Source organism: Leifsonia sp. GW821-FHT13C09 (assembly GCF_058806435.1).
This window is the reverse complement of the sequence record NZ_JBXAPS010000001.1, coordinates 479118-491407: the sequence shown is the minus strand read 5'-3', so window position 1 is coordinate 491407 and position 12290 is coordinate 479118. Positions and strand designations below refer to the sequence as shown.

The 12290-nt window shown below is 71.7% G+C and carries 13 protein-coding genes and 2 tRNA genes; 1 reads left to right on the top strand and 14 read right to left on the bottom strand.

Going from position 1 to position 12290, the window contains the following annotated elements:
* Positions 1-4 precede the first annotated feature (4 nt).
* From AC1ROW_RS02280 to AC1ROW_RS02265, 4 genes are all read right to left on the bottom strand, one after another.
* The gene (locus AC1ROW_RS02280) at positions 5-517 is read right to left on the bottom strand and encodes a hypothetical protein (RefSeq protein WP_493017243.1); all 513 of its coding nucleotides are present in this window, start codon (positions 515-517) and stop codon (positions 5-7) included.
* A 185-nt stretch (positions 518-702) separates the two neighbouring features.
* Positions 703-776 (bottom strand) — tRNA-Ile (locus tag AC1ROW_RS02275).
* A gap of 13 nt (positions 777-789) precedes the next feature.
* Entirely contained in the window at positions 790-2043 is a 1254-nt protein-coding gene (locus AC1ROW_RS02270) for a glycosyltransferase (RefSeq protein ID WP_493017242.1), read from the bottom strand.
* A gap of 89 nt (positions 2044-2132) precedes the next feature.
* The gene (locus tag AC1ROW_RS02265) at positions 2133-3098 is read right to left on the bottom strand and encodes a DMT family transporter (RefSeq protein WP_493017241.1); all 966 of its coding nucleotides are present in this window, start codon (positions 3096-3098) and stop codon (positions 2133-2135) included.
* 40 nt (positions 3099-3138) lie between these two features.
* Here AC1ROW_RS02265 and def point away from each other — a divergent pair, with 40 nt between their 5' ends.
* Complete coding sequence (gene def / locus AC1ROW_RS02260; protein ID WP_493017240.1) at positions 3139-3705, top strand: peptide deformylase; 567 nt, start codon at positions 3139-3141, stop codon at positions 3703-3705.
* A 22-nt stretch (positions 3706-3727) separates the two neighbouring features.
* Here the strand turns inward: def and AC1ROW_RS02255 are convergent, their stop codons facing one another.
* From AC1ROW_RS02255 to AC1ROW_RS02210, 10 genes are all read right to left on the bottom strand, one after another.
* Complete coding sequence (locus tag AC1ROW_RS02255) at positions 3728-4603, bottom strand: sensor histidine kinase (protein WP_493017239.1); 876 nt, start codon at positions 4601-4603, stop codon at positions 3728-3730.
* Positions 4604-4737: 134 nt separating this feature from the next.
* Complete coding sequence (locus AC1ROW_RS02250; protein WP_493017238.1) at positions 4738-5055, bottom strand: SHOCT domain-containing protein; 318 nt, start codon at positions 5053-5055, stop codon at positions 4738-4740.
* Between the two features lie 154 nt (positions 5056-5209).
* Positions 5210-5872 carry a response regulator gene (locus AC1ROW_RS02245; RefSeq protein WP_493017237.1) on the bottom strand — a complete coding sequence of 221 codons (663 nt, stop codon included), beginning with the start codon at positions 5870-5872 and terminating at the stop codon, positions 5210-5212.
* Positions 5869-7092, bottom strand: coding sequence for a sensor histidine kinase (locus tag AC1ROW_RS02240; RefSeq protein ID WP_493017236.1), 1224 nt, complete (start codon positions 7090-7092; stop codon positions 5869-5871). The genes AC1ROW_RS02245 and AC1ROW_RS02240 overlap by 4 nt, the downstream gene beginning before the upstream one ends.
* A gap of 86 nt (positions 7093-7178) precedes the next feature.
* A complete protein-coding gene (locus AC1ROW_RS02235; RefSeq protein ID WP_493017235.1) occupies positions 7179-7379 on the bottom strand; it encodes a hypothetical protein in 201 nt (66 codons plus the stop codon).
* Positions 7380-7512: 133 nt separating this feature from the next.
* A tRNA-Asn gene (locus AC1ROW_RS02230) sits at positions 7513-7585 on the bottom strand.
* A gap of 79 nt (positions 7586-7664) precedes the next feature.
* Positions 7665-8666, bottom strand: a complete 1002-nt coding sequence (locus tag AC1ROW_RS02225) for a D-isomer specific 2-hydroxyacid dehydrogenase family protein (RefSeq protein ID WP_493017234.1) — start codon at positions 8664-8666, stop codon at positions 7665-7667.
* 24 nt (positions 8667-8690) lie between these two features.
* The gene (locus tag AC1ROW_RS02220) at positions 8691-9539 is read right to left on the bottom strand and encodes an ATP-binding cassette domain-containing protein (RefSeq protein WP_493017233.1); all 849 of its coding nucleotides are present in this window, start codon (positions 9537-9539) and stop codon (positions 8691-8693) included.
* Positions 9540-9549: 10 nt separating this feature from the next.
* Entirely contained in the window at positions 9550-11238 is a 1689-nt protein-coding gene (locus AC1ROW_RS02215; protein WP_493017232.1) for a dipeptide ABC transporter ATP-binding protein, read from the bottom strand.
* Complete coding sequence (locus tag AC1ROW_RS02210; protein WP_493017231.1) at positions 11235-12290, bottom strand: ABC transporter permease; 1056 nt, start codon at positions 12288-12290, stop codon at positions 11235-11237. Before AC1ROW_RS02210 ends, AC1ROW_RS02215 begins: the two co-directional genes overlap by 4 nt.

The window sequence follows — 12290 nt, the reverse complement described above, 5'->3', positions numbered from 1 at the left end:
GCGGTTAGGGCCGGTCCTCCGGGCGGCGCTCCTGGCCGGTGATGCCGTCGATGCGCGGCGCGTCATGCGCGGGCGCCGGCGCGGCCGTGGTGGATTCGCTGGCCGAACGCGGCGGCGGGACGTCCCCGCGGCGAGCGTCGTCCACCGAACCGTCTTCGACCACGCGGTTGCCGTGCCGGTCGACCTTCACGTCCGGGTCGACCTCGTCGGCCCGGCTCAGCTTGGCCTGCTGCTCCTCCCGGGCGGCAGCGGCGGCGCGTTCGCGCTCGTCGGCCTCCCGACGCAGCCGCTCGGCTTCGACCTCGGCCTGCTTGGCGTCGGCGGCGGCCCGGGCGGACTTCGCCTCCCGGTCGCGCGCAGCCAACTCGTCGCGGGAGGCCTGCTCCCGCAGCTCGGTCGCCCGCTGCCGGTCGGCCTCCAGCTTGCGCCGCCGTCCCACGGTGGAGACGACGATGACGATCCCCACGACGACGACCACGATGACGACGATCAGCACGATCCATCCGATGGTGTTCATGCCCGGGTATGGTACGCGCGGCACGCAGGACCGGTAGGGCCTTGCGCGAGCGGACCGGAGGTGCTGAGCGCTCGTGCGGGGCTACCGCGCCAGCAGGAGCTTTGGCCCGAATCTCCTGTGGAAGGCCATTCCGCAGGAGATCGGAGGCGTGTCGCAGCCCAGCCTCCTATTGGGCGGGCGTTCGGTAGGGCGGACGGGACTTGAACCCGTGACCGGCGGATTATGAGTCCGATGCTCTAACCAGCTGAGCTACCGCCCCGTGCGTCCCGGGTCTACTCCGGGGTGGGCACGCTGGGGGCCGCTGCCGTCACCGGGTCGGCCACCGGCTCTCCACGATACAGGCTCTCGAAGGTGCTGATCGTGGTCTGGATGTCGTGCGTCGCCACGATGCGCAGCGACGCGTTCTTGAGGACGTCGAGCTCATCCTGCGGCAGGGTGAGGACGCTCTCCAGCTTGTCCGCGAGGTCCTGCGCGTCGCCGGGGCGGAACAGGTGGCCGTTCTCGCCGTCGTGCACCAGGTGCGGCAGTGCCATCGCGTCGGCGGCGACCACCGGGAGTGCCGAGGCCATCGCCTCCATCGTCGCGATGGACTGCAGCTCGGCGATCGACGGCATCGCGAACACGGTCGCGCGGGTGTACGCCTGGCGCAGCTCCTCGTCGGTCACGTAACCGAGGAACTTCACCCGGTTCGCGATGCCCAGGCTCTCGGCGAGGGACTGCAGGTTCCGGAACTGGTCGCCGCCGCCGACGATATCCAGCTGGGCGTCCAGCGACTCCGGCAGCAGCTTGATCGCGTTGAGCAGCACGTCGATCTGCTTCTCGCCGGTCACGCGGCCGACGAAGAGGATGCGGTTGCCGGTGCGCGGCGTGAAGTCGGGCGTGTAGTTGTGCGCGTCGATGCCGCAGGAGATGGCGTGCACGCCGCGCAGACCCGTCGCGCGCTCCAGGAACTGGGCGGCCTTGCGGGTCGGCGTCGTGACGGCCTCGGCGCGGTCGAAGCTCTTGCGCGCGTCCCGCCAGGCGATCGAGATGAACGTCTTCTGCAGGAACTTCGGCAGCAGCGTGAACTCGATCATGTTCTCGGGCATCACGTGGTTGGTGGCGATCACGCGGATGCCGCGCTTCTCCGCCTCATACGCCAGGCCGCGGCCCACGACGATGTGCGACTGGATGTGGACGACGTCCGGCTTGACCTCGTCGAGCACGCGGCGGGCGTTGGCCTTGCTCATCCACGGCAGCGCGAACCGGAGCCAGTCGTGCGGGTACCAGCGCCAGCTGCGCAGGCGGTGGGCCGTCATCGTCTGGCCCTCGTGCTCCTCGATCCAGGTGCCGTGCCGACGGCTCGCGGACGGCGCCACGATGTGCAGGTCGTGGCCGCGCTCGACCAGGCCCGCGGCCAGGCGCTCAGCGAACCGGGCGGCGCCGTTGACGTCCGGCGGGAAGGTGTCGCAGCCCATGAGAATGGTCATCGGCCTGTGCGCGGCCGGGGCGGGCGGGATGTCGTTCGTTCCGCTCGTATCAGGCACGTGGTGAGTCCCTCACGGTCTTCGGCCGGGTCGGTTCGCCCGGCGACGGTCTGAGAGCGCCGGACGGGTCGGCCCGGCGATTCATCGCCCTAGTCTAGGCCGGATTCCCGTACGGGGTCCGCAAGCCGCTCGGTGAGTGGCGCTTCGCCGTTGGTCTGCGGGTGGTGCTTGGCGAGCTGGAACACGCCGTAGATCGCCACCGCGCCGGTGATCGCGAACCCGACCATCGCCCACCACGGCGCCCCCGCCGCCTCGTCGAGGACGACGATGCCGATGGTCACCGCGACGAGCGGGTCGATGACGGTCAGGCCGGCGATGACCAGGTCCGGAGGCCCGGACGAGTAAGCGTTCTGCACGAAGTACGCCCCGAGCCCGGCCGCCGCGAGCAGTGCGACGATGCACAGCACCAGCAGCCAGTCCCACTCCTGGCTGGAGATGCGGCCGATGACCACCTTGGCGAGCGTGGCGACGAAACCGTAGAGGACACCGGCGCCGACGATGTAGATGATCGCCTTGAACCGGTGCCGCAGGAACCAGAACAGCACCGCGAACACGATGAGCACGACCGCGAGAATGATCAGGATGACGACGAGCGCCCTGGTGGTCACCGGTTCGTCGCGCGCGAAGATCGCCGCGATGATGACGAACGCGCCGACGCCGGCGACGCACAGCGTGATGGCGACGACGGACTGCCGGTTGAGCTTCACGCCGCTCACCCGAGCGTTGAGGACGCTGGTGATCACGAGCCCGACCACGCCGAGCGGCTGCACGAGGATGAGCGGCGAGAGCTTCAGGCTGACGAGCTGGAACACGATCGCGAGTCCGAGCAGCAGCGTGCCGATCACCCAGGAGGGCCGCGCGAGCAGCAGTCCGAGCTGCCGGACGCTGAGCCCGGCCTTCGCGTCCTGGGTCTGCGCCTCCACCTTGGCCACGCCGTGGTGCTGCAGCTGGGCGCCGATCGACAGGAACACCGCACCGACCAGCGCGACCGGGATGCCCAGGAGCTGGCTGGGCTGATACGCCAGCGCGAGCGCGTCCATCAGTTCCGTAGCCACGCCACGACCCTACCCAACATGATCCCGATAGTCTTGCCGAATGGCCGTCCTTCCCATCCGGATCACCGGAGACCCCGTCCTGCACACTCGCGCGGCGGAGGTGACGGAGGTCGACGACGACCTCCGCACGCTCGTCGCCGACATGTTCGAGACGATGGACCAGGCACCCGGCGTCGGCCTCGCCGGCCCGCAGGTCGGAGTGCCGTTGCGGCTGTTCGTCTACGGCTGGACCGACGACGACGACGTGCTGCACCGCGGCGTCGCGATCAACCCGGTGCTGTGGCTCAGTCCGCTCGCAGTGGGCGAGCCGGACGAGGACACCGAGTCGGAGGGCTGCCTGTCCTTCCCGGGCGAGCGGTTCCCGCTGCGGCGTGCCGAGAGCGTCATCCTGGAGGCCACGGACCTGGAGGGCGAGCCCTTCACGGTCCGCGCCGACGGGTGGCTCGCGCGCATCTTCCAGCACGAGTACGACCACCTGGACGGCGTGCTCTACGTCGACCGGCTCGCCCACCCGTACGGGAAGGCCGCGCTGAAGGCCCAGCGCAAGAACTCGTGGGGCGTGCCAGGGCTGAGCTGGCTGCCGGGACGCGACCACCTGGAGGACTGAGCGGCCGGACTGAGCGGCCGGTTCAGCGCAGCGGCACGCCGTGCACGCCGTTGTGGTGCCGCAGCGCGGGGAACGCGACCGACACGGAGAACCCGACCCCCGGCACCGGCTTCGCCTCCAGCACGCCGCCGAACAGCGCCGTGCGCTCGCGCAGTTCGTTGAGGTCGGCGCCCTCCACGAACGCCGTCACCGCACGCAGGTCGTCATCCGCGCTGTACGCGGTCGCCTCGTCCACACCCGCGCGGTCGAGCCCGCGGCGGCGTGCGGCGGCGCGGATGCCGTCGTCGTCGACCGTGACGTGGAGGCCGTCGGGCGTCCAGGTCATCGCCACGGCGGCGGTGGTCCCCGGGCCGCCGTGGTCGAGGGCGTTGCCGAGAGCGGTCTGCAGGATGCGGAACACCACGAGCTCTGCGCCCTGGCGCAGCTCGTAACCGTCGCCCGTCTCGGTGAACGTCACCTCCAAGCCCGCCTCGCGCATCACCCGGAACAGGTCGCGGGCGGAATGGAGTCCGGGCGCCGGCAGGACCTCGCGGCTTCCGTCCGCGACGGCGTTCTGCAGGCGGCGGAGGTCGGCCAGCGCGTCGCGGGCGGAGGTCTCGATCGCGGCGGCGGACCGGGAGGCCGCCTCCGGCTCCGCGCCGGCCGCGTACCGCATCCCCTCCGCCTGGGAGACGAGCCGGGAGACCGCCCCGATCGCGACGTCGCCGAGCTCGCCGATGATGCGGAACCGTGCGGCTTGCTCGGCGAGCTCCAGCTCGCGGTCGATGCGGTCCCACTCGCGCTCCTCGCGTGCGTTCTGGGCGCGGTGCCGGCGGCTCCGCTCGAGGAGCCAGAGCACCGCGAACACGAGGGCGGCCGCGAGGAACGCGGCCGCGAGGGTGGTGGCGAGCGGGGTCATGCTGGTCCTTCCGGGCCGGGTGGTTCGGCCGGTTGCGCCGCCGGTCGAAGGTCCGGGGGGGGTGGAACGGGCGCCTCCTGCGGGCGCGGCCCGGACGATCATATCCGGGCCGCGCGACGCGAGGACCGCGGGTGTCAGGCGCCGTCGCCGCGGTTGGCGCGCAGCACCTCCAAGCGGGCGCGGTACTCCTTCTCGTCGATGTCCCCGTTGGCGTAGCGCTCGGCGAGCGTCTGCTCGGCGGCACGGGTGCCTCCGTGCGGGCCGTTCGGGCCCCAGCCATAGCCCCCGCGCGCGGCCGCGGCGCGGCGCCAGCGACGACCGAAGACGCCGAAGATGAGGAAGAAGATCCCGATCCAGAACAGCGGGATCAGGAACCACCACCAGCCGAACCAGGGGCCGCCACCCCAAGCGACGACGGCGCAGGGTGCGGCGGCTGCGAGCGAACTGAACATGGTGCATCCAATCGGTGAGCTGTCCGCGGCTTTCGCGGAACCACCATCAGCCTCGCCGCGCGGGCCGGCCGGCGAATCCGCCACCGGGAGACAGTTCCGCTACTCCCCCGGGAGCAGGGTCGCAGGACTCCCCCAGGAGCACAGGGCAGTGCCCTCAGCGCAGCCCGGGCTGCACGAGCCCCGTCTCGTAGGCGACCACGACCAGGTGCACCCGGTCGCGCGCCGCGAGCTTGGTCATGATCCGCGAGACGTGCGTCTTCGCGGTCAGCGGGCTGAGGAAGAGCCGCTCCCCGATCTCGGTGTTGGTGAGCCCGTGCCCGACCAGCGCCAGCACCTCCCGCTCGCGCTCGGTCAGGTCGCGCAGCGCCTCCGCGTCCGGCGCAGGCCGCAGGCCGCCGGCCACGCGCTCGATCAGCCGCCGCGTCGCACCGGGCGAGAGCAGCGCGTCCCCCGCCGCCACCACCCGCACGGCGCGCAGCAGCTCGACCGGCTCGGTGTCCTTGACCAGGAAGCCGCTCGCACCCGCCAGGATCGCCTGGGCGACGTAGTCGTCCAGCTCGAACGTGGTCACCATCACGATGCGGGTGCCCGCGAGCGCCGGGTCGGCCGTGAGCTCCCCGGTCGCCCACAGGCCGTCCCCGTCGGGCATCCGGATGTCCATGAGCACGACATCGGGATGCGTGTTCCGGGCGAGGTCGACCGCCTCCCGGCCGGTCGCCGCCTCGCCGACCACCTCCAGGTCGGCTTCGGCCTCCAGCAGCGCGCGGAAGCCCGCGCGGACGAGATGCTGGTCGTCCGCCAGCAGGACCCGGATCATGCGTCCTCCGCCTTCCGCAGCGGGATCCGCGCCTCGATCGTCAGGCCGCCGCCCTCCGTCCGGCGCGTCTGGAACCGGCCGCCGAGCAGTTCCGCGCGCTCCCGCATCCCGATCATGCCCTTGCCGTCGGTCTCCCCCTCCGGAAGTCCCCTGCCGTCGTCCGCGATGGTGAGCACGTACTCGTCGCCGTCCTCCGCGAGCCGGATGTCGACCGTCCGCGCCTGCGCGTGCCGGCCGATGTTGGTCAGCGACTCCTGCACGATCCGGTAGAGCGCCAGCTGGGAGGCGGCGGACGGCGCCGTCGTGAGCGCGTCGTCGTAGCGCACGTCGAGCCCGGCGCGCCGGTAGGTCTCGGCCAGGACAGGGATCCGCGCCAGGTCCGGCTCCGGCGCGCGCGCGGCCGGATAGCCTTCGGCGCGCAGGAAGCCGAGCACGCCGCGCACCTCCTCCAGCGCCTGGCTGCTCACCGACTTGATCGCCTCCAGGCTCTCCCGCGCCTTGTCGGGGCGGCTGTCGAACAGGTGGAGGCCCACCCCGGCCTGCACGCTGATCTGGGACAGCGAATGCGCCAGCACGTCGTGCAGCTCGCGCGCGATGCGCAGCCGTTCGGCCTCCGCGGCGGACTCCCGGCGCGCGGCGATCTGCCTGGACACCTCCCGGTACCGCTCCCGCCGGCCGCGGATGGCCTCGCCGACGCCGACCAGCAGCGTGAGCACCAGCGCGATGGCGAGGGGCCGGATCACGGCCTCCGGCCTCCCCACCAGCAGGTAGGCGCCGAGCGGACCGACGACGGCGACGCCCGCCACCGTCCACCAGGCCCACACCCGAGCCGATCGCACGACCGCGCCGACGACGGCGAACGCGAGCGGCACGGCCGCCAGCGGCGGCCCCATCGTGAGGGCGATGGCCGGGGTGCAGAGCACGGCGATCGCCACCAGCACCGGCCCGGGATACCTCCGCGCGAGCAGCAGCAGGAACGACGCCGCGAACGCGACGAGGACCGCGGCGAGGGTCAGCGGGTCGCTCGCCGCCGTGTGCGCGGCGATGAGAACTCCCGGGAACTGCAGCAGGACCGACAGGACCACCGGGAACCAGATCGTCCCGCGCGGTCGCCGCCCCGGCCAGCGGCCGTCCGGCCCGGGCCGGCCGTCGCCCCAGGCCCGGCCCTCACCCCAGCCGTGCCCGCTGGTGCGGGAGTCGGCGGACGGGTTCCAGGGCATCTCTTCATGCTAACGAGCGCACGACGGCCGTGCCCTGCCCCGAGGGGAGTCTTCCGGCTACTCCCCCGGGAGTACGCAGCGAACGATCACGGATTGTGCTCGGCGTCGAAGATCTCCCCGTCGTCGCCCTCGCTCTTCCCGAACAGCGGCCCGAAGGCTGGCCCGCCGAAGCTGGTCAGGCCGGCCTCGCGCTCCAGCGACGCCCGCCGTTCGGCGTCGTCGTTCTCGTACTCCGCGACCGAGTCGTCCGGCTCCTCGGGGTCGCGCTCGCGCTTGCGGTGTTTCATGGCCGCATAGTAGCCATTCGGGAGCGCGTTGGGGTGTATTCCATTCGGAGCATGTGAGTGCACCAGGTGAACGACAGCACAACGACGAAGGCCCGGAGGCTTTCACCTCCGGGCCTTCGCCTGTGTCTTTCCGCTCCCCGACTTGGACTCGAACCAAGAACCTGCCGGTTAACAGCCGGCTGCTCTGCCAATTGAGCTATCGAGGAATGCTTGATCAGCGAAGCTACTCTAGCAAGACTTCGAGCATCGAGTGAAATCGGAGCCGCATCCCGCGCGCGTCGGGTGTCAGTACCCCGCAACCGGGTCCACACGGCCCACGAACTCGCCGTCGCCGAGGAACGCGCGGACGTTCGCGCGGACCCGCTCGGCGAGCAGCGGAGCCACCATCTCGGAGGTGTCGGCCTGGTGCGGCGTGATCAGGCAGGCGTCCTCCGACCACAGCGGGTGGCCGTCCGGCAACGGCTCCGGATCGGTCACGTCGATGCCCGCTCCGGCGATCTCACCGCCGCGGAGGGCGCGCAGCAGGGCGTCGGTGTCGACCAGTCCGCCGCGCGCGATGTTGACCAGGTAGGCGGTGTTCTTCATCGCGGCGAACTCCGCGTCGCCGAACAGGTGGCGGGTCCCGCCGGTGAGCGCCGCGGCGATGACCACCACGTCCGCGTCCGGGAGGACCTCCAGCAGCCGGTCGGAGCCGACGGTGCGCTCCGCGCCGGGGACGGACTCCGGGGAACGGCGAACGATCGTCACGCGGACGCCGAACGGCGCGAGCAGCACCATCAGCTCCAGAGCGATCCCGCCGGCGCCGACGATCACGACATTGCGGTTGTAGAGCGAGCGGCCCTCCTCGACGGTCGACCACGAGGTCGCCCTGACCCGCTTCGGGAGCACGCGCAGCAGCGCGAGCGTCAGCGCCAGCGCGTGCTCGGCGACCGGCTGCGCGTACGCGCCCTTCGCGCTCGTCCAGATCAGGCCGGGGCGGTCCTCGGACGCGATGATGCCGGAGAACGCGTCGACGCCCGCGAACGGGAGCTGCACCCAGCCGATGCCGGGGTGCGCCTCCAGGATCGGCGGGAAGGCCGCCGCGTCCTTGTTGGACAGCCAGACCACGCCGCGGGTGCGGTCGGAGAGCGGCTCGACGGTGCCGCCCGCGGCCTCCACGGCGGCGACGAAGGACGGCTCGGCGGTGGGGAGCACGGCGACGGGACCCGGCTCGGGGCGCTCACCGGGGGCGAGAGGGACCCCGCCCGGAGCGAGGACGGCGCGATGCTGCGGGGTGGGCTCGGTCATGATTCCTCCTGTCGGGTCGCCCGGTCAGTTCGCCGCGATCTGCGGTCGGCGCTCGCGCCGGCGCTGCGGCGGCTTCAGCGCGTCCGCGAGCCCGCGCACGAAGGGGTGCGACGGGTCTGCCAGCACCTGCTCGATAGGCCCGTAGGCGACGGGTCGGCCGCCCTGCAGCACCAGCGAGTTGTCGGTCGCGCGGCGCAGCACGGACAGGTCGTGGCTGACGATAACGGCCGTGAAGCCCTCGTGGGAACGGAGCCGGGCGAGGAGGTCGATGACCGCATCACGGACCGTGGCGTCGATGCCGGCGGTCGGCTCGTCGACGATCAGCACCTGCGGGCCGAGCACCAGCGCCCTGGCGAGCGCCACGCGCTGACGCTGCCCGGCGCTGAGCTGATACGGATACTTCCCGAGCACGCTGAGCGGCAGGTGCACCGTGTCCAGCATGAGCGCGGCCCGCTCCCCCGCCGCCCGGCGGTTGTAGTCCTCGTCGCGCTCGAAGATCGGCAGCGTGACGTTGTCCTGCACCGAGAGGGACGGCTCCAGCGACGCGGCGGCCTCCTGCGGCAGATAGCCGACGTGGAAGGTCACCTCGGCCAGGTCCCGCTTGCGGGCGTGCCGGAGCGAGTGCCCGAGCACCGTCGCTTCGCCGCCGCTGATCCGCGGGCCGGGCTCGCCGGAGCGGAGGGGAAGCCCCCGCCCGGCGAGCACCGCGGCCATTGTGCTCTTTCCCGAACCCGTCTCGCCCAGGACCCCGAGCGATTGTCCGGCCTCCAGCTGGAAGCTCACCCCGCGGAGGGCGACGCACGAGGGGCTGACGCCCCTGGCGGGATATTCGACGGACAGGTCGCTGACGAGGATGGCAGGTTCGGAACTCACATGATCGACCCTAGGCGCTGTCGGCCTGGAGAGCGCGCAGCGCCTCCCGCCGGTCGGCCTGTTCCACCGGATCCGGCACCGGCAGGGAGGCCAGCAGCCGCTGCGTGTACGCCTCGCGCGGGTTGCCGAGCACCTCGGCGCCCGTGCCCTCCTCGACCAGCTTGCCGCGGTGCAGCACCGCGATCCGGTCGGCGAGCAGGTCGACGACGGCGAGGTCGTGGCTGATGAACAGCGCGGCGAACCCGAACTCCCGCTGCAGGTCGGCGAACAGCTCCAGCACACGCGCCTGCACCGAGACGTCGAGCGCGGAGGTCGGCTCGTCGGCGATCAGCAGCGTCGGCTCGAGGGCGAGGGCGCGCGCGAGGCTCGCCCGCTGCCGCTGGCCGCCCGAGAGCTCGTGCGGGAACCGGTCGCCGTAGCTGCGCGGAAGCTGGACGGCCTCCAGCAGCTCGTCCACCCGTCCGCGTGCGGCGGCGGGCGAGGACGCCCGGCCGTGCACCACGAGCGGCTCGGCCACGCAGTCCGCGATCGTCAGCAGCGGGTTGAAGCTCGACGCCGGGTCCTGGAACACGAAGCCGATGTCGCTGCGCACCTTGCGGAACTGCCGCTCCTTGACCCCGTTCATCTCGATCCCGAGCACCTTCAGCGAGCCGTCGGTGACCTTGCCGAGACCGGCGATGGCACGGCCGATCGTGGTCTTGCCGGAGCCGGACTCGCCCACCAGGCCGAGCACCTCGCCCGGACGGATGTCGAAGCTCACGCCGTCGACCGCCACGAACCCGGGACGGCCGAGGCGGCCGGGGTACTGGATGCGCAGGTCGCGCGCGGCGACCACCGGAGCCTCTTCCGGACGCTCGGCGCGGGCGATCGCCCGGTCCTGCGTGGCGATGAGGCCCTGGCCGATGCGCGGCACGGAGCCCAGGAGCTTGCGCGTGTACTCGGCCTGCGGCGCCGCGAACAGCGTGCGCGCGTCGGCCTCTTCCACGACCTTGCCCTGGTACATGACCGCGACCCGGTCGGCCAGGTCGGCGACCACGCCCATGTTGTGCGTGATCAGCACGATCGCCGCGCCGAACTCGTCGCGGCAGCGCCGCAGCAGGTCCAGGATCTCGGCCTGCACGGTCACGTCGAGCGCGGTGGTCGGCTCGTCTGCGACGATCAGCCCCGGGTTCAGGACCAGCGCCATCGCGATGACGATGCGCTGCTTCTGACCGCCGGAGAACTGGTGCGGGTAGTACTTGACCCGCTTCTCCGGCTCCGGGATGCCGACCCGGCGCAGGATGTCGACGGCCTGCTGCTGCGCCTCCTTCTTGGACAGCTTGTTGTGGGCGCGCAGGCCCTCGGCGATCTGCCAACCCACCTGGTAGACGGGGTTCAGCGCGGTGGACGGCTCCTGGAAGACCATCGCCACGTCGGTGCCGCGCACCTCCCTGAGCTCCTTCTTGTTCAGCGAGATGACATCCGCCTCGGTGGCGCCGTCCTTGCTGCGCAGCACCACGGCGCCCGAGGCGGTCGCAGTCTCCGGCAGAAGGCCGAGGATGGTCTTGGCGGTGACGGTCTTGCCCGAACCGGACTCCCCCACGATCGCGAGGACCTCCCCGGGCGACACCCGCAGGGTGACATCGTCGACCGCTTTCACGGCGCCGGCGTCGGTGGAGAACGTCACGGACAGGTTGTCGATGGTGACGACATCGCTCATGGCTTGACCTCGATTCCGTGCTCGTCGAACGACTCTCCGCCCTCTAGGCCGTCGATGCCGCCGGGGCCCGCCTCCAGCGGACCGCCGGGGACCACCGACGTCTCGGCGACCAGCCCCGACGCCTCGGCGGCGCGGCGCCGGCCGCGCAGGCGCGGGTCGGCGAGGTCGTTGAGGCTCTCGCCCACGAGCGTGATGCCGAGCACGACGAGCACGATCGCCAGACCCGGATAGATGGAGGTCCACCAGATGCCGCTGGTGACGTCGGACAGCGCCTTGTTGAGGTCGTAGCCCCACTCGGCCGCCGCGGTCGGCTCGATGCCGAACCCGAGGAAGCCCAGCGCCGCGAGCGTCAGGATCGCCTCGGAGGAGTTCAGCGTGAAGATCAGCGGCAGCGTGCGGGTGGAGTTGCGCAGCACGTGACGGAACATGATCCGGCCGTTGCTGGCCCCGATCACCTTCGCCGACTCGACGTAGGCCTCCGCCTTGATCCGGACGACCTCCGAGCGGATCACCCGGAAGTACTGCGGGATGTAGACCACCGTGATCGAGATCGCGGCGGCGAGGATACCGCCCCACAGGCTGGACTGCCCGCCCGAGATGACGATCGCCATCACGATCGCCAGCAGCAGCGACGGGAACGCGTAGACCGCGTCGGCGATCACCACGACCACCCGGTCGACCCAGCCGCCGAAGTACCCGGACACCAGCCCGAGGACGACGCCGGCGAAGATCGACAGGATGACGGCGACGATGATGACCAGGATCGCCGTCTGCGCGCCCCAGATCACGCGCGAGAACACGTCGTAGCCGCCGACGGTGGTCCCCCAGATGTGCGCGGCGCTCGGCGGCATCTGCGAGCCGAACTGGCCGTGCGCGTCCTTGAGCTGCGCGAAGCCGTACGGCGCGATCGCCGGGGCGAAGATGGCGACCAGGATGAAGAGGGCCGTCAGCACGAGTCCCGTCACGAGCATCCCGCGCTGCAGTCCGACGGACTGGCGGAGCTGGTGGACGACGGGGAGCCGGCTCCAGATGGTGCGCTTCTGCGAGGCCAT